Below are 17,109 nucleotides of genomic sequence, written 5' to 3'. Positions count from 1 at the left end.
CTGTTTTCTCCATGTGCGCGAGACTCGGCCGCGCGTGGTGGGTGGGTCAGGCTGCTGCAGTTTCTTCGGTGGGGACGTATATCGCGCGCTCGATGGCGGCATCGCGAGCTGCTCGCGCATTCGCGAGTTCCTCGGCGTCGCCGACGCGCTCGGCGTGCTGCCACTGGCGCAGCGCGTCGAACATTTCGCGCGAGGCGGCGAGCATGTGACCATCCGCCGGGCGGAAGATGCTCTCGGCGATCAGGTAGCCGCCGTAGTGCTCGACGTCGTCGAAGCCGCCGCCGACGCATCCCGGAAGCGGCACGTCGGTCACTACGCAGCCGCTCTTTGCCGTCCAGTTGCCGCCGGTCGGTTCGGGCGCGAGCATCGCCGCGCGGTTCTCTGCGTGCTCACGCGCGGCGCGATCGCGCGCTGCCTGTGCTGCGGCTTCGGCGGCTTCGCGCAGCGCAGCTTCCTCGCGTTCCCGCTGCTCGCGCTCGGCGCGGTCGAGTTCGGCCTGCCGGCGCTCCTGCTCGGCACGCTGCTCGGCGAGGCGCGCTTCCGCGGCTTCGATCTCGGCGCGGCGCGCGGCATCCTCGCGCTCCTGCTGCGCGCGGCGTGCCGCTTCTTCGGCTTCACGGCGCTCGCGGTCGACGCGTTCCTGCTCGGCGCGCGCCGCAGCCTCGACGCGTTCGCGTTCCGCGCGCTCGGCTTCTTCGCGCTCGCGTTGCGCGGCCAGTTCGGCGCGCTGGCGTTCGAGTTCCTCGCGTTCGGCGGCGAGCCGCGCGGCTTCCGCTTCCTGCGCGACAGTCGACGCGTGCAGTTCGCGCAGCTTGTCGAGCGTCGTGCCGCGCACGGCCTCGGCCTCGCCGGTCAGCTCGGCGAAGCGGTCGAGCGTGATGCCGAGCGCTTCCAGATCTTCGATTTCGCCCTGAATGCGAGCGGCCGGCAGCCCGGCAGCGCGCACGGCGATCGCGCGGATATCGTCGATGTGCTCGCGAATCGCAGCGACGCGCCGCTGCTCGGCTTCGAGCTTCGCGCGCTTCTCGGCTTCGCGCGCCTCATCCCACTCGTCGCGCATGCCGAGCAGGCGCTTTTCTTCCGGCTCGGTGATCGCGATCAGGCGGTTCTCCTCGGCGATGACCGCTTTCGAGAACGCGTTTGCATCGTCGCGTGCAGCCTTCCCGGCCTTCTGAATGTCGGTGCGTGCCGTGCGCAGCACCATAGCAGCGCCGTGCACCTGGTCGCGCGCTGCCGCGTTCTTAATCTCGACCATGTCTGTCGACTTCGCGACGAGCTCGCGCAGCGACGTCTCGCGCTCGCTGGCACCGAGCGCAACGGCAGCGCGTTCGACGACGGTCAGTTCGGTGGTGGTGGTCATGCATACCTCGTATTGATGGTTGTGACGGACGCGCCGTCCTGGTTGAGATAGGCGATCGCGATCATGCAGACGAAGGCGAGGACGATCATCAGCGCCATCGCGCAGATGGGATTGCGTTCGAACAGGCGGTCGAGCGCGCCGCACAGGTGGGTGATCGGGTTCATCGTGCAATCCCTGCGAGAAGTTCATAGGCCGGCGCGACGCCGCACGCGATCAGGTACAGCGCGCCGATCACCGCGAGCGGGAACCAGTCGCGCGATACAACCGATCGGCTGTAATCTCGCAATACAGGCGATAGGCTGTTGAGAGGGGTGCGCATCATGCCTCCCGTGCCTCGTTCAATGCATCGCGAACAGCCTCGACAGCACACTCCATTGCGATCCGCTCGCCTTGCGCATACTCGGCAGGCAGGCCTGTATCCCAGTTGCTCTGGTACTCATGCAGAGCATCGAGCGCAACCTCAAACGGATCGACTCGCTTAGCTTCTGGGCAGAGTTCGTCGGCTGCTTCGCGAAGCGTGTCGGCCAGCGCGCGGCGTTCTTCCGCATCGAGCCAGCCAATCTTGATCGTCGTGTCGTTGTGGTCGACGGTGACCTCGCAATACTTGCCGCTGCCAACGTTTTGTACGTTGATCTTCATTTCGCACCTCCCGCGATCGTCACGTGCCGCACCGCCGTCGGCGCAGCCTTGCGGCCTGCCTTGATGAGGGCGGCGTCGATGGTCAGGCGCAGGGCGGACGGGATCATGACCGTGCCCGCGTCGGCTTCGGCGGCGAGCATTTCGAGGGCCATCGCCATGTCGGGCGCAGCGGACGCGACGAGCGCATCTTCCTCGGATACGTCCAGCCATGCAGCGCCCGCGTATTCCTCGGCCACAATCGGCCCGATCGAAGTGATGAAGTTCCGGTCGCGCTCAATCGGCCACGGCCCCGGCGTGTGCTTGATCTCGTTCATATGGTCCCTCTGCGTAGCGCGCACTTCGTCGTCAGCGCCGTTCGGATCGAAGTCCACGTAGTTGTGGTTCATGGTCTATCCTCGGTGTGGTGTGATTGCCCGCAGGGTGGGCGGGGTTGGTCAGGCGTTGGCCGCTGCGAGAAGCGTTGCCATCAGACGATATGCGCCGGTCAGGTCGAGAAACTTCATCGCCGCGCCCTGAGCTTCGTAGGGCTTGTCGCGCTCCAGTTGCTCGGCGACAGCGCCGACGCATTCCCATGCGCGCGCGGATTTCAGTCCCATGTCCTTGCACGCTTCGTAGCCGGCTTGCCGCGCATTCGTCGGGATCGGTTTGCCCATCGCGCTGAATGCGTCCATCGCGGGCTCTACGTGTTGGTTCAGATGTTCAGCCATCGTCTTTCTCCTGTAGCGGGAGCGGTTGTTAGGCGGCTGCGTTTTCTTCGAGCCAGTCCTCGCACTCGGCGATCTCGTCGAGGATGTCGGCGCGCGCCTCGTCATCCAGATGCTCGCCAAGCGAGCCTTCCAGTTCGCCAAGCCGATCACGCACTGCGGCTTCGGTGAATTCAGTGACTTTCATCGTCGTTCCCCTTCGTGTTTGCGTTGGTCAGTGCGCGGCTCAGCCGCGGTTGTTGTTGGATGGATTGCATGTCAGCACCACACAACGTGCTTCCAGTCGACGAGGCGACGGATGGTCCAGTGACGGCGCAACTCCGGAAGTTCTATATCCGGGCATGCGACTTCGAGATAGCCACCCGCGAGCGGCACGATTTCGGTGTGGAGGCGGTGAAAGGGCATGTCACACCTCTGCACGATCGCGTACCGTATCGGCTGCAATCTGCTCGTTCATCGTGTCGATCTCGCGCTTCACAACGCGGGAAAATGCGTCCCATACGATCCGGCCGATAGCCTTCAGCACGTCGTCCTTGTCCTGCTCGATCAGCAGTTCGAACATCCGCGCTTCGGCCTTGTCGCTCGCGTCCAACTCGTCGTAGAGCTCGTGACGTGCGATCGTCTTGCCGACTTCGCGCTCAAGCTTTTCCGGGTCGACCGTAAAGCCTGCGCGGAAGGTGTTGATCAAAGTTGACATATGCACTCCTAACAGGTTTGCCGGGAGACATGGCCGGCTTTTACTGACTGCACTGATGGACGGATACGCTGGGTTTGCATGTCCGCTCATCAGGGTAGTGGCCGGTTACGTAATCCGGCGTCTGTCGGCACAGACCGTCCTTGGACCCTATCCGCAGCTTGCCAAGCCCGATTCTTAGAGGGTGCGGAGGTGAAGTCTTTATCACTCGTCCACCAGCGAGTCGCACACACCGACGGAGTTTGATGTCCGTCTACCTGGGTGCAATTTCGGCTCTGTCGCGTCCCCGGCTCCTTCGCCGGTTCATCCGGTCCACCCAGTTGCAGCCTGGGCTAGGCATTCCCTTCTCACGCGGGCAGGCTTCACGGGCGATTTGGTCTGCGCGGCCATGCGCATTGCTTCTGATGCTTCCCGGATAGGCCGCCGGGGCGGTGGCGCAGCGCGTTGTGTGCTGCGTTGGGATTAAATATACCCAAAGGTAAAGATACAAGCAATACCCATGGGTAATTTTCGGCAGGGAAATTTGTAACAGGGGGGTGAACTGAGGAGGGCGAGCGAGACACTGGGCGCAAAAAAGCCCGCTCTAGGCGGGCTCGTCTGGAGGGGGCGGATGGGAGGGAAGTAAATGAAAAGCCCTGCCAAGGGAGGCAGGGCTGTGCGTCACTCCTGAGTCATCATCCACAGGGCGAATATGTATGATGCGAAAACATCATGTTCGATTTCGCCCGATGCAACCGCTACGACAACTTCCTCAAGTTGCGGAGTTTTAGGAATCGGGTAGCCTTCACGCTCAAGGTAGGCGAGCGCACATGTCAGCCCGGTGCGCTTGTTTCCGTCATTGAAGACATGGCCTCGCGCGATCGCTACCGCATACATCGCGGCGATGCCGAAAATATCGTTGATTCCGTTGTAGATAGCGTGGTTTTCTACCCGCGCGAGAGCTGCCTCGACGCCACCACGACCAGCCCCAGCGAACCCCGGTAGGCCGCCGAGTTCCTCTAGAATTTCATCATGCGTCTCGATGACGTATTCGATATCGAGCAATCAGCGATCCTTCAGGGCAACCAGAACCTCGCGGTGCTCGGCGATCACTTTTCGGATCGAGCGCAGCACGTCCTCCCGCTCGGCCGGCGTGGACATATTTACCGATGCCTTCGGCTGGATGATCAGGCGCGGCTTCAGCTTCACACCGTACAGTTCGGTGATCTTCTTGCGTTCCATGGTGGTACCTCCTTGAGGCCATTCTAAACGGTGGCGATACCCTATTGAAAGCGCCCTCTTTCTAAGGCTACACTGTCGCGGTAGGAATGCCCATTACTGGGCACCCCCCGCACAGATCCCGGCGTGCGCGATTCGCGCACCGGGCTCCTGCCTCGGGTGGTTGGCGTCAAACCGCACGACCGGCCAGGGGTGAAGGATGCGAGCCTTGGGTATCCACTGCTTCGCGAGCCGGTGCATCTTTGCCCACGTGGTGTCGTCCTTTTGGCTGCGGCGCCGAAGCGCCAGCCTCCAGAGGTCGATCTCGCGCGCGCGGAAGGCTCGCAACGCAGCGAAGTTGGTCGGCACCGCATGGTAGTTGAAGTACCCTTGAACCACGCGGCGTAACCAGTCCCCTTGCTCGGGAATCGACTGGTGCCATCTGTGCCGCAACTCATCCTTGATTCCCTTCAGCGCCGTTCGAAGACGGTCGCTCCGCGTCTTACGCATGAGCATGAACCTACCGTCTTTCGCACGGCCACTGATGTGGGTGAATCCAAGGAAGTTGAACGTCTCGGGTTTGCCCAGCCCTCGGCTTGCCCGGTTCCGGGCCGCAAAGCGCCCGAATTCGATCAGCCGGGTTTTCTCCGGGTGTACCGACAGCCCAAACTGCTCCAGTCGTTGTTGCATGGCCCGCCTGAACCGCTTCGCATCGTGTGGTTTATCGAAACCAACCACGACGTCGTCGGCGTATCGGACGATTACGACGTTCCCCTCGGCGTGGCGCTTGCGCCACTGGTTTGCCCAGAGGTCGAAGACGTAATGCAGGTAGATGTTCGCCAGCAGAGGCGAGATGACAGACCCTTGCGGCGTCCCCTCGTCTGTGGGCTCGATCACCCCGTCTTCCATCGCTCCCGCCTTCAGCCATTTGCGGATCAGTCGGATCACACGCTGGTCGCCTATGCGATGTTCCACGAAACGGATCAGCCAATCGTGGTCGACCGTATCAAAGAACCTGCTGATGTCGGCGTCCAGAATCCAGCTCACGCTCGTGCGAGCGATTCCCGTCGCAAGTGCATCCAGCGCATCGTGCTGGCTGCGTTGCGGCCGGAAACCGTATGAGAATCCCAAGAAGTCCATCTCGTAGACAGCATTGAGTACTGCCACCAGTGCACGCTGGACGATCTTGTCTTCCAGCGCAGCAATGCCCAGCGGTCGCTGTTTGCCATCCGCCTTCGGTATGTACCGTCTGCGACTGGGCAGCGCCCGATAAGCCTGCCGGCGGAGTCTGCCATGCAGGTCTTCGAGATTTCGGTCGAGATCTTGCTCATAGTCGTGCCACGTCACGCCATCGACCCCGGCTGCCGCCTTCCGCTTCAGCCAGAAGAACGCCGTCGCCAGAAGGTCGAGGTCGATCAAGTGGTACAACGCCGTGAACTTCTCCTTCTTCCTTTGCCTTGCGGCTTGACGCACACGGTCCAGTCTCTGGGACACGCTTATCCGGCTCTGCGTCCGGCGCGTGCGCGACCATTCCGTGTTCCCCTTGGCCCCACCCCTTCGCTCCACTGACTCCGCATCCGGTTGCCCGGGTTTGTTCGCCAGCTTCTTCGCTACTATGGGCGAGTCCGACTTCTCCCATCCGTTCGTCATCGGCTTCAGCTCCTCGCCTTCCCGATGCGGACCGCTCGACCATATTTCCGTCGGCGGCCAGATGGGAGATCTCCCGGTTCCCGCGTAGAGATCGTACTGACATGCCAGGGTCTCAGACCACGCCGAGTCCGCGCAGCGCTCGCGATAGCGCGCCGCGCGATGTTGCCTTCCGCATACAGTAGTACGTCAGCACTCGGGAATGTATCCATTTCGTGGCTCAATGGCTGGCCTATCAGCGCCCCTGTCAACGCTTCGCAACCCGCCTCGCGGCTGGCCACGCATGACTCGGGGAAATCGTGAATCGCTAGTTCTTGCAATGTCGGGGACTTTCACCCCTTGATCTCTACCGGTCTCCCGGCGCACACTGTACGTATATACAGTATCTGGTCGGGATAACGAGGGTGGCCGATGAAAGAAGAAGCGAAGACGTGCCTGCGGTGCAGGCCGGGTGACTTGGCGAAGATCGTCTACTCGCGTACGCCGAGCCTGAAGGGGAAGAGAGTCGTTGTGAGGGATTGGTCCCAGAGATACGGCCGGTGGGAAGTCCAATTGCTGGACGGGCCGCATCTTGGTCTTAGCATCAAAGACGGGCGCCCGATGCTATCGAGCCGATGCTATTTTCAGGATTCTTCATTGGAGCCGATTTATCCCCGGCGTATCGACGTGGGCGAGGAGATGACATCGGTCAGTCTCCGATAAGTCCGTCTGGCGGTGGCTTCGTATTGGCTAATGCGACCTTGCCGGCGAGCATAGTCTCGATTAGCTGTTCGATCGCGGCACGCTGATCATCGCGAAGCATCCCCCATCCCTTGGGAGGTTCGATTCGTGAATTAGCGGGCACCGAATCACCAAGGGTAGCGTTGGATCCTCCCCATCCTTGCTCGGACATCCACCCAGGAAATTTCGCGTCCAGAAGCTCGGCGGTATCTTCCCCGATTCGCTTCCTTCCATCCTTTCCTGGAGGGTATAGGGCTCGAGATATGTAGTTCGGCTCCTTGCCGATTTCACGCGCAATGTGCGCAGCACCGCCCCGGCCCAGTTGATCCTTGAGCCGCACCAAGGCGCGCCATCTCTGCTCGAATTTGTCCATGAACGCATTCCATCGACTATTTACCCCAGAGTAAATAACCTCCAGGTATTGCTTTTATGCTTACCCATGGGTAATCTATGCTCATGGACAAGCTCAAATCCCTGCTCCGCCAGATGACTCGCGAGGAACAAGCTCAGTTTTGTTTCGCCTGCGGGACAACTCTTGGCTACATGCGAAAGGCGCTCAGCGTTGGCGCGATCTTTGGACCAGCTCTTTGCGTTTCCATCGAGCGGGAATCAAAGGGGCTCGTTACGCGTCGCGATCTCCATCCCAACGACTGGCAAGACATCTGGCCTGAGCTCGCCGACCAACCCACCCAGGTGCCCGCATGAAACGCCTCCTGACATTCATCGAGCGCTGGATCGGCCCGTCGAGCGGATACCCGGTCCTGTCTGGGCTGCTATTCGCCGCCGTCATAGCGATTTGCCTTCCGATCGTGTTCTGCGTGATCGAGTGGGTAATCCACTGGCTTCCATGGCCTGGAGATACGAAATGACCACCTGGCTCGAAAGAAACATGAGAACCCTCGCCATCCTTACCGGGGCCGAATCGCGCGAAACACTTCCGACGCCTCGTCGGGTTCTCCCCGTGCGAGGGCAGCAAAAGACGAGAGTGTCGCGGCCAGGCGCACCATGGATTCGTCCTTCAGCTCGTTCAGCCGCTCGCCTTGAACTCTCAACTCTTCGGCGACGACTAGCCTTTGCTCCTGCGTCATTGCAGAGCAAACGGCCCGAAGAACCGCCGCAGTCAACGTGAATGCGTCGTGACAGTACTCCATAGGAGCCTCCTTTCATGAAATGGATTGACGTAGGGGTACGCGATTCTGACATGGCTGGAGGTTCCTCCCGAAAAGCGCGGTTGACGTTTACCGCATCGTATTTGTGCCCCGCAGCAACGGCACTCAACAGTTTTTGCTAGAGGTTGCCAGTCATGGCTAAACCGAATATCGAAAAGGCTCTCCGGGATGTCCTGAACGGACCGGACCGGAAGCGCGCAGCCGAAGCACTCGGCTGGGATCCGTCGGAAGTCAGTCGTTTTCTGAACGGCCAGCGCGGCGTGATGATCGGCGAAATCGACAGGGCGATCGACGTCGCCGGTTACGCGCTGGTGAGCCGGCCGTACCTCGACGCCATCGCGACGCTCTGCAAGGTCGGTGCTGCGTGCGAGTGCGCACGGCAGGGCGCCGGCGAGTGCGGCCTTCGCTGATCGAGATCACCGTGTCCGCAATCCCGTATCCGTCCGATACCAGGGCGAAGGGCTGGCGTTTTGAGCTCGATTACGAGCGCATCCGCCAGTCCGACACCTGGGCTCTTGCTGCGCCCGAAATCCGCCCGTGGCTGCTCATGCTCTGGATGACCGCATGGGAACAGACGCCGTGCGGCAGCCTGCCCGACGATGATGAACTGATCGCCGCGCGCATCGGGATGGATCTCGAGCAATTTCAATCGGCGAAGAAGCGCCTCATGCGTGGCTGGTGGGTCGCCGAAGACGGCCGCCTGTACCACAACACGATGGTCGAACGCGTGCTCGAAATGCTGGAGACGCGCGACAAAGAACGTGCGCGTAAAGCAGGCCAGCGCGAACGAAAGAAGACCGCCGATCCTTCCGGCGATGTCCCGGATTTGTCCCATGGGACAGGCGGAGGACAACCGCAGGACTCCACCCGGAGTCACGACACCGGAACCGGAACCGGAACCGGAAGTAAACCTAAAACCGAAGGTACTAACGACGGCGTACGCACAGCTTCGCGTGCGAGCACGTGCGAAGGCGCGCTGTCCGCCGCCGAGATTTCGACATCGCTCCGGGAGTGGGAGCGGGAGCGTGGCAAGGCCGTGCGCAACCTCACGCCGAGCCAGCAGCAGGTAATCGACCTCGCAGGGATGGCAGTCACGCCGGCCGAGCTGCGCAAGGCATACGACCTCGCCGTCGAGGATCGCGACAACGACAACGACCCCGGCCCGATCAACGCCAGCTTTGTCCGCACGAAGATCGAGCGCGTGCGTCGGCCGCCGCGCGCGTCACCGCTCCCGAGCTGGAGCCAGGAAAACGCCAACACCATCGCAGGTCTGACCGGAAGGAATCGAAGCCATGAACCAGATGACCGAACCATCGACGTTTAAGCGCCCGGATTGGCCGCTGGGGGCGCTTCCGCAGCACTGGGTCGAGGCCCTGTTCTCGAAGATGGCGGCGTTCTACGGCTCGCGCTTCGCGACGATGTGGAACGGCACGAACGTCCTCGAGGTGCAGAAGGCCTGGGCGGTTGAGCTCGGCAAACTGTCGCGCGAGCAGCTGAAGGCCGGCAGCGACAACCTGACGGCGCTGCCGAAGCCTCCGACGCTCCCCGAGTTCATCGCGCTCTGCCGACAGGCCCGCTTCGAGCAGGCAGCATCGAGCGCACCGCAGTTGACGGACCAGAAGCGGGCAGATCGAGCAACGGTCGAGTCGAACCTCGGGACGATCCGGCGCGTGCAGCAGCGTTCGATGCGTCGTGAGCCGACGGCTGAATGGGCGTTCAAGCTGCTCATGTCGGGGAAGTCCGCCGGTGGCGCAGCGCTCCCGTCTGGCGTTGTGCGCTGCGCGCGAGACGCGATTGCGTCGTCGGCCGGGGCGAAAGCAATCGCCGGTTGCTCGCACCCGGACCTTCGCCGCGACTACGAGACGATCCGCGACGCCGTGCTACGCGAACCCGTGAACGAGGTGACGGCATGACGCACGACCTGCTGATCGCCGCGCCGGTCATCGCGCGCCGCGTCGTCTTCGTCGTACCCGGCAAGCCGGTCGCGAAAGGGCGACCGCGCTTCGTACGGCGCGGGCCGCATGTCCGGACGTACACCCCGGAGCCGACGGAGCGTTACGAGAACCTCGTGAAGATGGCCGCCCGCGAGGCGATGCGCGACGACGAGCCGTACGTCGGCCCGGTGCGCCTGATCGTGGACATCGGTGTGCCGATTCCGGCCAGCTGGTCGGAGAAGCGCCAACGTGCCGCAGCAGCCGGCGCGATAGGCGCCACCAAGAAGCCGGACGCGGACAACGTTGTCAAGGCGTTGAAGGACGGCATGAACGGCGTGGTCTACGGGGACGACGGCCAGGTCGTCGACCTCTGGGTGTCGAAGCGCTACGCGACCACGCCGGGCGTGCGCATCGAAGCAATCGAACTGAACCTGCAGCGAGCATAGGGAGGGCCCTTTGAAAACGAAACCCACGAAAATCACCCTCGACACGGTGCTGTCGGTCATGAAGCCGGGCCGGCGCTACACGGCGCACGATCTCGCGCGCAGCGCCGGCGTGCCGCTGTCCACCGTGCGGCATCTGCTCGCGAGCGACCGCGCGATGACGCGCGTCGACATCAAGCGCGGCGAGCGGCGCGGGCAGATGTTCTCGCTGGCCGGTACGTGTGGCGGCAGCGGCCACGTCGACACGCGCGTCCGCCCGGACTTCACGAGCCACCTCACGGGGTATGCGGGCTGGCTCAGTAGCCATCGCGCGCTGGCGATGACAACGCGGGGTGCACAATGAGCGATGTGATCGAGTTCAAATCGGCATTCGACGCCGTGCGCTTCGCGCTCTGCTACTCGTCGCAGCAATACGGCGAGACGATCATGGCGAAGCGCATGCGCGGCGAGATCGGCGGTGATGGGATGGGGCTGATCGGGCTCGTCGGCGCGGGCCAAGCGGGCATGATCCGGCGCGAGCTGGAAACGCTACCCGAGCTGCACCTGTCGGTGATCGTCGCGCGCGCCGCGCCGCATGTGCTGCCGTGCTCGTGCGCCTCGGCATGCTGCAGCGGCAGCACGCCGAACCTCGAGTGGCAGGCGGCTATCGGCTGGCTGACGCGCGCATCCGCAGCATACTGCTCGGGCTTTTCGCACTACCGCGTGCGCCGCGCGATCATCGAGCGGCTGTTCGGCGTGAAATGCGATCTGTCGGAGATCGCCGACGAATGCGGGGCGCATCGGAACACCGTGAGCAAGCAGAACGCGGCTGTGCGCCTTTGGATCGAGGGCGACCGAAAGGGTGAATCCGTTGGTGTTGCGCAGGTTGCATGGCGCGAGATCGAGCGGAAGCTCAACGAGATCGGATTGTTGAAGGAGAGTGAAACCACTTGACGATGTGCATTTCATGCACAATAATCCGCGATATTCGATACACGTGATACGTGCGTCCAAAGCCCGCTGAGCGAAAGCCAGCGGGCTTTTTGCGTTGGAGCTGCTGCCATGAGTTTCCGCATCCTCGAATCCCGCATGTACCGCGATCCGATGCTGGTGCTGCAGGCGAAGCAGGAAGCCGAGGCGCGCGCGAAGCGCAGGCGGCCCGAGCGCTCTGAACCGAGCGCGGCACGCCGAGCAGCCGAGGCGTTGTTCGATATCCCGCCGCGGCCCGTTCCGGTGCCGTGACCCCCGCTCGCCGCGCAACGCGGATGGCAGCCGGGAATAGACCGGCACGAACATTTTGAAAAAAAACTGTAGGAAATCAAATGGCAGCTGGAGGGAAAAGGCCCGGAGCTGGTCGTCCTCCGGGTAGACCGAACAAGGTGACGGCCGAGATAAAGGCGCTGGCCCAAAAGCACTGTGAGGCCGCTATCGCCGAACTGGCGAATATTTTGAAGACGTCCGAGAGCGATCAGGCACGCATCGCCGCAGCCAAGGAGCTGCTCGATAGAGGGTACGGGAAAGCGACGCAGCACACAGAGATCACGGGAAGGGACGGCGCCCCGATCGAACAGAGAACGGTGGTTGTCGATGAAAAGCAGGTTGCCGCGGCCGTCGCAAAACTCGAGGACGAGTATTGATCCCGCTGTCGAGCGGGCAGTCCTGAAGGCGAAGTGCGAGCGCGATCACCTGTTCTTCAGCCGGTACTTCTTCAAGCACCGGCAGGGCATCAAGTTCCGCGTGAACTGGCACCACGTGCTGATCGCCGATACGGTGCAGCGCGTCATCGACGGCGAGCTGAAGAACGTCGTGATCAACGTGCCGCCGGGTTCGTCGAAGACTGAGCTCGTCGCGATCAACCTCATCGCACGCGGCCTCGCGCTCAACCCGCGCGCGCGCTTCCTGCACATCTCCTACTCCGATGACCTTGCGCTGCTCAACAGCGAGACGGCGCGCGAGATCGTCGCCTCGGACGAGTATCAGGCGCTCTGGTCGCTGGCGATCGCCGACGATGCGAAGTCGAAGAAGCGCTGGAACGTGGTAGTCGACGGCAAGAAGGCGGGCGGCGTCTACGCGGTGTCGCTTGGCGGCCAGATCACCGGCTTCCGGGCCGGCCACATGGCCGAGGGCTGGCAGGGCGCCATCATCATCGACGACCCGCTGAAGGTTGAGGACGCGTACAGCAAGACGAACCGCGACAAGGCGAACCGCAAGCTGCTGTCGACCGTGAAGAGCCGGAAGGCGAATCCGGACACGCCGATCATCGTGATCATGCAGCGGCTCGCCGAAGAGGATCCGACCGGCTTCATCAAGTCCGGAAAAGTGCCGGGCGACTGGACGTTCATCGAGATCCCGGCGCTGATCACCGACGAGTACGTCGCGGCGCTGCCGGAGCGCGTGCGCGACATGGTCGAGATGGCCGACCGCGACGAGGACGGACGCTTCAGCTACTGGCCGTACAAGGAACCGCTCGACGACCTGCTCGCCAGCGAGAAGGCCGACCGGTACGTGTTCAGCGGGCAGTACATGCAACGGCCGTCGCCGCTCGGCGGCGGGATCATCAAGAGCGCCAACTTCGGCCGGTACGCCGAGGTGCCCGAGCTGCTCAAGCGCGTCATCTACGCGGACACCGCGCAGAAGACGGCCGAGCGCAACGACTACAGCGTTTTCGAATGCTGGGGGCTCGGCAAGAACGGTCGCATCTACCTGCTGGACCTTGTCCGCGGGAAGTGGGAAGCGCCGGAGCTGCGCCGCCGCGCTCTGGACTTCTGGAACAAGCATCTCGCATGGGTGGGCCCGGGCAACTCGGCGCTCGTGAAGATGCGCGTCGAGGACAAGGCGAGCGGCACGGGGCTGATCCAGGACATCCGGGCCGACGGCGGCATCCCGATCGAGGGTATCGAGCGCGACAAGGACAAGCTGACGCGCGTCATGGACATCGTCAGCTACATCGAATCCGGGCTGGTGTACGTGCCCGAGTCGGCGCCGTGGGTGAGCGACTTCCTGTCCGAGTGCGACGCGTTCACGCCGGACGACACGCACGCGCACGACGATCAGATCGACCCGATGGTCGACGCGATCAACGATCTGCTCGGTAGCGGCCGGGTCACACGTCTCTGGGAAAGGTTGGCAGGATGAATCGAAAGCAACGCAAGGCCGAGCAGCGGCAATACCGCGCGATGGCTGCGGATTCCGCCAACGCGAAGCGCTGGTTGACGCCGGACAGCTTCCAGAACTTCGAGGCCCGCGTCGGCCTCGGCACACCGAACCAGGCGTCCGCGTACCAGTACGGATTCGACTTCATCTCGCGCAACCGCGTGCAGATGGAGGCGATGTACCGGTCGTCGTGGATCGTCGGGCAGGCGGTCGACGTCGTCGCCGAGGACATGACGCGCATGGGCGTCGAGATCGGCTCCGACATCACGCCCGAGAACAAGGACAAGCTGAACCAGGAGTTCGAAAACCTCGCGGTCTGGGACAGCTTGTGCGACACGATCAAGTGGGCGCGGCTGTACGGCGGGGCGCTGGCGGTGATGATGATCGACGGACAGGACGCGTCGAAGCCGCTGCGCCTCGATACGATCGACAAGGGCCAGTTCAAGGGGCTCTGCGTGCTCGACCGCTGGCTCGTTCAACCGACGCTGAACGATCTGGTCACCGAGCCCGGCCCGGATCTCGGCATGCCGAAGTACTACGACGTCGTCGCGGACTCGATGGCGCTGCCGCGCCAGCGGATCCACTACAGCCGCGTGCTGCGCTTCGACGGCGTCACGCTGCCGTACTGGCAGAAGATCGCCGAGAACCTGTGGGGACAGTCGGTGATCGAGCGCCTGATCGACCGTCTCGTAGCGTTCGACAGCACGACGATGGGCGCCGCGCAGCTCGTGTTCAAGGCGCACCTGCGCACCCTCAAGATCAAGGGTCTGCGCGAGGTCATCGCGATGGGCGGCCCAGCGCTTGAGGCGCTTCTGAAGAACGTCGACATGATCCGGCGGTTCCAGTCCAACGAAGGTCTGTCGCTGATCGACGCCGAGGACGATCTGCAGGTCGATCAGTATGGCTTCAGCGGCCTCGATGCCGTGCTGCTGCAGTTCGCACAGCAGCTCGCCGGCGCGCTGCAGATCCCGCTCGTGCGGCTGCTCGGCCAGTCGCCGGCCGGCCTGAACGCGACCGGCGAGTCTGACCTCCGCACGTACTACGACAACATCAAGCAGCAGCAGGAGCGCCGGCTGCGCCGCGCGCTGAACCAGTTGTTCGAGGTGATGTTCCGCTCGGTGCTCGGCGCGAAGCCGCCCGAGGGCTTCTCGTACGACTTCCGCGCGCTCTGGCAGATGACCGACGAGCAGAAGGCGACGACGGCCAACACGATCACCGATGCGGTGACGAAGGCGGTCGACGCGGGCCTGATGACGCCCGCCGGCGGCATGAAGGAGCTGCGCGCGTCCAGCCATCGCACCGGCGTGTTCGCGTCGATCACCGACGAAGAGATCAAGGAGGCTGAGGACCAGCCTCCGCCCGCGCCCGAAACGGAGCTTCCACCCGATGTTGATGACCCGAACGACGGATCGCAAGCGCCGCCAAAACCCGGTGCGTCTCAGCGGCCCGGAGCGTCGGTACGGAACGCAGTTGCGCAAGATCGCGCAGCAGGTGGGCGCGTTGGTCGATGGCTTTCCGCCTGGCGATCCCGCCGCGGCGCCGACGATCGAGCAGCTGCTTAGGCGGTATGCCGAGGCGCTCACTCCGTGGGCCGAGGCGACCGCTGCGCGGATGCTGGAAGACCTGAATCGGCGCGACGAGCAGGCGTGGATGCAGAACGCGCAGGAGATGTCGCGCGCGCTGCGCGACGAGCTGCGGCGCGCACCGACTGGCGAGACGATGCGCGCGCTGATGGCCGAGCAGGTGACGCTGATCAAGTCGATCCCGCTCGACGCCGCAGAGCGCGTTCACCGGCTCACGATCGAGGCGCTCGAGGACGGAACTCGAGCTGCTGAGATCTCGAAGATGATCCAGGCGTCCGGGAGCGTGGCTAAAAGCCGCGCAGACCTCATCGCACGCACTGAAGTAGGCCGAACGGCAGCAAATCTGACCGAAGCACGCGCGCTGCGCATCGGCAGCCCAGGTTACTTCTGGCGGACAGCGGACGATTCTGACGTGCGTGAGGATCATCAGATTCTCGAAGGCCGCTTCATCACATGGGACAACCCTCCAGTCGCCGACCGCAGAACCGGCAGGCGCGCGCACGCGGGCTGTATTTATGGCTGCCGCTGCTGGGCCGAGGTTGTTCTTCCAAAGGATTGACATGCGCTTCTTCACCATCCAGAAGCTCGGGCCGAAGCGTTCGCTGACGCCCGAGGGCTTCCTGCTGTGCGAGGACGTTCCCGTCGCGCGCACCGGCGAGATGCTGTACGCCGAGGGTGAGGTGCCGATCGAGGCCGGCCCTGACGGCCTGATCCGCATCAGCCGCACCCCGGATGAGGTGTTTCGCGACGAGACCCTCGCGAGCTGCGCCGGTAAGCCGGTGACGCTCGACCATCCGGACGACTTCGTCACGCCCGCGACGTTCTCCGCGCTCGGCAAGGGCGTGATGCTGAACATCCGCCGCGGCGACGGCATCGAGAACGACCTGATCCTCGCCGACCTGCTGATCACCGCGCAGGACGCGATCGACGCGGTGCAGGACGAAGAAATCGAAGAGGTCAGCCTCGGTTACGAGGCGGACTACGAACAGGTATCACCCGGCCGCGGGGTACAGCGGAACATCGTTGTCAACCACGTAGCCATCGTCCCTCGCGGCCGCTGCGGCCCGCGCTGCGCGATCGGCGATAAGGAACCCGAGATGAAGACGAAAGACAGCAAGCCGAACACGAAGCCGCCGCGCCGGCCGGCGTGGCTCGATCGCCTGATGAAGTCCATGAAGGCCAAGGATGAAGCCGGCGTCGAGGAAGCGCTCAAGGAAGGCCAGGAAGCCATGGACGAAGAGTCCGAGGAAGAACGCGAGCGGCGCGAGGCCGCCGACCGCGAAGGCCGCACCGGCGACAACGCTGCAATCCTGAAGACGCTGCGCTCGCTCGACCGCCGCATGGCGCGCATCGAGGCGCGCGACGCCGAACGCGAGCGCGAAACCGAGGACGACGACGAGGAAGAGGACGACGAGACGGAAGAGACGACGGATACCGTCATCGAGGCCGAAACCGCGGGCCGCCTCGATCAGTCCGGCGTCGACCTGTACACCGGCGACGCGGCGCGCCTGATCCCGGCGCGCGCCGAGATCCTCGCGCCTGGCGTGAAGCTCCCGACGCTCGACGGTCTGAAGACGAAGGACCGTGCGGCCGCGCTCTGCCGCTGCCAGCGCAAGGCGCTCGATCAGGCATACGAGACGGACGCCGGCCGCGCCGCGATCGCTCCGTTCCTCGGCGGCCGCGCGCCGGACTTCGACACTATGCCGGCACGCGTCCTCGACACGATCTTCACCGGCGCGGCCGAGCTGATGCGCGCGAAGAACAATGCCGGCGCATCGAGCGGCAAGATCAACACGCGCGATTTCGGCAAGGCAACCACGATCGCCGACATCAACAAGCGCAACGCGGAATTCTGGTCCAAGCGGGCCGGCCAATAAGGAGAGTGCC

At 63.6% G+C, this 17,109-nt stretch carries 25 protein-coding genes; 13 read left to right on the top strand and 12 right to left on the bottom strand.

Annotated elements, in window-relative coordinates; translation table 11 throughout:
- Window positions 1–46: 46 nt before the first annotated feature.
- The 11 genes from DTA15_RS25075 to DTA15_RS38365 form a co-directional block, all read right to left on the bottom strand.
- On the bottom strand, window positions 47–1,549 hold the full coding sequence (locus tag DTA15_RS25075) for a hypothetical protein (protein WP_229699570.1): 1,503 nt from the start codon (window positions 1,547–1,549) through the stop codon (window positions 47–49).
- Complete coding sequence (locus DTA15_RS38685; RefSeq protein ID WP_006488910.1) at window positions 1,521–1,682, bottom strand: hypothetical protein; 162 nt, start codon at window positions 1,680–1,682, stop codon at window positions 1,521–1,523. The genes DTA15_RS25075 and DTA15_RS38685 overlap by 29 nt, the downstream gene beginning before the upstream one ends.
- Window positions 1,679–1,999: an OTU domain-containing protein gene (locus DTA15_RS25070; RefSeq protein WP_006488853.1), complete on the bottom strand. Its 321-nt coding sequence runs from the start codon at window positions 1,997–1,999 to the stop codon at window positions 1,679–1,681. The genes DTA15_RS38685 and DTA15_RS25070 overlap by 4 nt, the downstream gene beginning before the upstream one ends.
- Window positions 1,996–2,385: an XkdD/Y8K6 family phage-associated protein gene (locus tag DTA15_RS25065; RefSeq protein ID WP_006488889.1), complete on the bottom strand. Its 390-nt coding sequence runs from the start codon at window positions 2,383–2,385 to the stop codon at window positions 1,996–1,998. Before DTA15_RS25065 ends, DTA15_RS25070 begins: the two co-directional genes overlap by 4 nt.
- Before the next feature lie 48 nt (window positions 2,386–2,433).
- The gene (locus tag DTA15_RS25060; protein WP_012493226.1) at window positions 2,434–2,706 is read right to left on the bottom strand and encodes a hypothetical protein; all 273 of its coding nucleotides are present in this window, start codon (window positions 2,704–2,706) and stop codon (window positions 2,434–2,436) included.
- 28 nt (window positions 2,707–2,734) lie between these two features.
- A complete protein-coding gene (locus DTA15_RS38680; RefSeq protein WP_006488865.1) occupies window positions 2,735–2,890 on the bottom strand; it encodes a hypothetical protein in 156 nt (51 codons plus the stop codon).
- A gap of 219 nt (window positions 2,891–3,109) precedes the next feature.
- Window positions 3,110–3,400: a hypothetical protein gene (locus DTA15_RS25055; RefSeq protein WP_006492886.1), complete on the bottom strand. Its 291-nt coding sequence runs from the start codon at window positions 3,398–3,400 to the stop codon at window positions 3,110–3,112.
- 657 nt (window positions 3,401–4,057) lie between these two features.
- Window positions 4,058–4,441, bottom strand: a complete 384-nt coding sequence (locus DTA15_RS25050) for a type II toxin-antitoxin system death-on-curing family toxin (RefSeq protein WP_006488862.1) — start codon at window positions 4,439–4,441, stop codon at window positions 4,058–4,060.
- On the bottom strand, window positions 4,442–4,618 hold the full coding sequence (locus DTA15_RS38675) for a hypothetical protein (RefSeq protein ID WP_006488905.1): 177 nt from the start codon (window positions 4,616–4,618) through the stop codon (window positions 4,442–4,444).
- Window positions 4,619–4,711: 93 nt separating this feature from the next.
- Window positions 4,712–6,244, bottom strand: a complete 1,533-nt coding sequence (ltrA, locus tag DTA15_RS25045; protein ID WP_012493229.1) for a group II intron reverse transcriptase/maturase — start codon at window positions 6,242–6,244, stop codon at window positions 4,712–4,714.
- 685 nt (window positions 6,245–6,929) lie between these two features.
- Entirely contained in the window at window positions 6,930–7,334 is a 405-nt protein-coding gene (locus DTA15_RS38365) for a hypothetical protein (RefSeq protein WP_012493231.1), read from the bottom strand.
- A gap of 83 nt (window positions 7,335–7,417) precedes the next feature.
- Here DTA15_RS38365 and DTA15_RS25035 point away from each other — a divergent pair, with 83 nt between their 5' ends.
- Window positions 7,418–7,666 carry a helix-turn-helix domain-containing protein gene (locus DTA15_RS25035; RefSeq protein WP_034178308.1) on the top strand — a complete coding sequence of 83 codons (249 nt, stop codon included), beginning with the start codon at window positions 7,418–7,420 and terminating at the stop codon, window positions 7,664–7,666.
- 203 nt (window positions 7,667–7,869) lie between these two features.
- On the opposite strand, the gene DTA15_RS25030 is transcribed toward DTA15_RS25035, so the two are convergent.
- Window positions 7,870–8,112 carry a hypothetical protein gene (locus tag DTA15_RS25030; protein WP_006492900.1) on the bottom strand — a complete coding sequence of 81 codons (243 nt, stop codon included), beginning with the start codon at window positions 8,110–8,112 and terminating at the stop codon, window positions 7,870–7,872.
- A gap of 152 nt (window positions 8,113–8,264) precedes the next feature.
- Here DTA15_RS25030 and DTA15_RS25025 point away from each other — a divergent pair, with 152 nt between their 5' ends.
- From DTA15_RS25025 to DTA15_RS24970, 12 genes are all read left to right on the top strand, one after another.
- Window positions 8,265–8,540, top strand: a complete 276-nt coding sequence (locus tag DTA15_RS25025) for a hypothetical protein (RefSeq protein ID WP_006488823.1) — start codon at window positions 8,265–8,267, stop codon at window positions 8,538–8,540.
- An 11-nt stretch (window positions 8,541–8,551) separates the two neighbouring features.
- Entirely contained in the window at window positions 8,552–9,454 is a 903-nt protein-coding gene (locus DTA15_RS25020; protein ID WP_227743151.1) for a hypothetical protein, read from the top strand.
- On the top strand, window positions 9,423–10,043 hold the full coding sequence (locus tag DTA15_RS25015; RefSeq protein ID WP_034178303.1) for a hypothetical protein: 621 nt from the start codon (window positions 9,423–9,425) through the stop codon (window positions 10,041–10,043). Before DTA15_RS25020 ends, DTA15_RS25015 begins: the two co-directional genes overlap by 32 nt.
- Window positions 10,040–10,510 carry a RusA family crossover junction endodeoxyribonuclease gene (locus DTA15_RS25010; protein ID WP_006488872.1) on the top strand — a complete coding sequence of 157 codons (471 nt, stop codon included), beginning with the start codon at window positions 10,040–10,042 and terminating at the stop codon, window positions 10,508–10,510. Before DTA15_RS25015 ends, DTA15_RS25010 begins: the two co-directional genes overlap by 4 nt.
- A 10-nt stretch (window positions 10,511–10,520) precedes the next feature.
- Window positions 10,521–10,850 (top strand): hypothetical protein, encoded by a 330-nt coding sequence (locus tag DTA15_RS25005; protein WP_006488874.1) that lies wholly within the window; start codon window positions 10,521–10,523, stop codon window positions 10,848–10,850.
- Window positions 10,847–11,440: a hypothetical protein gene (locus DTA15_RS25000; RefSeq protein WP_012493233.1), complete on the top strand. Its 594-nt coding sequence runs from the start codon at window positions 10,847–10,849 to the stop codon at window positions 11,438–11,440. Before DTA15_RS25005 ends, DTA15_RS25000 begins: the two co-directional genes overlap by 4 nt.
- Before the next feature lie 108 nt (window positions 11,441–11,548).
- Complete coding sequence (locus DTA15_RS24995) at window positions 11,549–11,728, top strand: hypothetical protein (RefSeq protein WP_006492883.1); 180 nt, start codon at window positions 11,549–11,551, stop codon at window positions 11,726–11,728.
- Between the two features lie 80 nt (window positions 11,729–11,808).
- On the top strand, window positions 11,809–12,123 hold the full coding sequence (locus DTA15_RS24990; protein ID WP_012493234.1) for a hypothetical protein: 315 nt from the start codon (window positions 11,809–11,811) through the stop codon (window positions 12,121–12,123).
- A complete protein-coding gene (terL, locus tag DTA15_RS24985; protein WP_012493235.1) occupies window positions 12,074–13,621 on the top strand; it encodes a phage terminase large subunit in 1,548 nt (515 codons plus the stop codon). The genes DTA15_RS24990 and terL overlap by 50 nt, the downstream gene beginning before the upstream one ends.
- Window positions 13,618–15,201: a DUF1073 domain-containing protein gene (locus DTA15_RS24980; RefSeq protein ID WP_006488827.1), complete on the top strand. Its 1,584-nt coding sequence runs from the start codon at window positions 13,618–13,620 to the stop codon at window positions 15,199–15,201. The genes terL and DTA15_RS24980 overlap by 4 nt, the downstream gene beginning before the upstream one ends.
- The gene (locus DTA15_RS24975) at window positions 15,110–15,781 is read left to right on the top strand and encodes a phage head morphogenesis protein (RefSeq protein WP_227743152.1); all 672 of its coding nucleotides are present in this window, start codon (window positions 15,110–15,112) and stop codon (window positions 15,779–15,781) included. Before DTA15_RS24980 ends, DTA15_RS24975 begins: the two co-directional genes overlap by 92 nt.
- Window positions 15,738–17,099 carry a DUF2213 domain-containing protein gene (locus tag DTA15_RS24970; RefSeq protein ID WP_229699569.1) on the top strand — a complete coding sequence of 454 codons (1,362 nt, stop codon included), beginning with the start codon at window positions 15,738–15,740 and terminating at the stop codon, window positions 17,097–17,099. The genes DTA15_RS24975 and DTA15_RS24970 overlap by 44 nt, the downstream gene beginning before the upstream one ends.
- Window positions 17,100–17,109: the final 10 nt, after the last annotated feature.

The organism is Burkholderia cenocepacia, assembly GCF_900446215.1.
Classification (GTDB): domain Bacteria; phylum Pseudomonadota; class Gammaproteobacteria; order Burkholderiales; family Burkholderiaceae; genus Burkholderia; species Burkholderia cenocepacia.
This window is presented reverse-complemented; position numbering and strand designations above follow the sequence as displayed.

Coding starts and splice junctions, on each gene's coding strand:
- DTA15_RS25075 (WP_229699570.1), bottom strand. CDS start 1,549: ATGAACTTCTCGCAGGGATTGCACGATGAACCCGATCACCCACCTGTG.
- DTA15_RS38685 (WP_006488910.1), bottom strand. CDS start 1,682: ATGATGCGCACCCCTCTCAACAGCCTATCGCCTGTATTGCGAGATTAC.
- DTA15_RS25070 (WP_006488853.1), bottom strand. CDS start 1,999: ATGAAGATCAACGTACAAAACGTTGGCAGCGGCAAGTATTGCGAGGTC.
- DTA15_RS25065 (WP_006488889.1), bottom strand. CDS start 2,385: ATGAACCACAACTACGTGGACTTCGATCCGAACGGCGCTGACGACGAA.
- DTA15_RS25060 (WP_012493226.1), bottom strand. CDS start 2,706: ATGGCTGAACATCTGAACCAACACGTAGAGCCCGCGATGGACGCATTC.
- DTA15_RS38680 (WP_006488865.1), bottom strand. CDS start 2,890: ATGAAAGTCACTGAATTCACCGAAGCCGCAGTGCGTGATCGGCTTGGC.
- DTA15_RS25055 (WP_006492886.1), bottom strand. CDS start 3,400: ATGTCAACTTTGATCAACACCTTCCGCGCAGGCTTTACGGTCGACCCG.
- DTA15_RS38675 (WP_006488905.1), bottom strand. CDS start 4,618: ATGGAACGCAAGAAGATCACCGAACTGTACGGTGTGAAGCTGAAGCCG.
- ltrA (WP_012493229.1), bottom strand. CDS start 6,244: ATGACGAACGGATGGGAGAAGTCGGACTCGCCCATAGTAGCGAAGAAG.
- DTA15_RS38365 (WP_012493231.1), bottom strand. CDS start 7,334: ATGGACAAATTCGAGCAGAGATGGCGCGCCTTGGTGCGGCTCAAGGAT.
- DTA15_RS25035 (WP_034178308.1), top strand. CDS start 7,418: ATGGACAAGCTCAAATCCCTGCTCCGCCAGATGACTCGCGAGGAACAA.
- DTA15_RS25030 (WP_006492900.1), bottom strand. CDS start 8,112: ATGGAGTACTGTCACGACGCATTCACGTTGACTGCGGCGGTTCTTCGG.
- DTA15_RS25025 (WP_006488823.1), top strand. CDS start 8,265: ATGGCTAAACCGAATATCGAAAAGGCTCTCCGGGATGTCCTGAACGGA.
- DTA15_RS25015 (WP_034178303.1), top strand. CDS start 9,423: ATGAACCAGATGACCGAACCATCGACGTTTAAGCGCCCGGATTGGCCG.
- DTA15_RS25010 (WP_006488872.1), top strand. CDS start 10,040: ATGACGCACGACCTGCTGATCGCCGCGCCGGTCATCGCGCGCCGCGTC.
- DTA15_RS25000 (WP_012493233.1), top strand. CDS start 10,847: ATGAGCGATGTGATCGAGTTCAAATCGGCATTCGACGCCGTGCGCTTC.
- DTA15_RS24995 (WP_006492883.1), top strand. CDS start 11,549: ATGAGTTTCCGCATCCTCGAATCCCGCATGTACCGCGATCCGATGCTG.
- DTA15_RS24990 (WP_012493234.1), top strand. CDS start 11,809: ATGGCAGCTGGAGGGAAAAGGCCCGGAGCTGGTCGTCCTCCGGGTAGA.
- terL (WP_012493235.1), top strand. CDS start 12,074: ATGAAAAGCAGGTTGCCGCGGCCGTCGCAAAACTCGAGGACGAGTATT.
- DTA15_RS24980 (WP_006488827.1), top strand. CDS start 13,618: ATGAATCGAAAGCAACGCAAGGCCGAGCAGCGGCAATACCGCGCGATG.
- DTA15_RS24970 (WP_229699569.1), top strand. CDS start 15,738: ATGGCTGCCGCTGCTGGGCCGAGGTTGTTCTTCCAAAGGATTGACATG.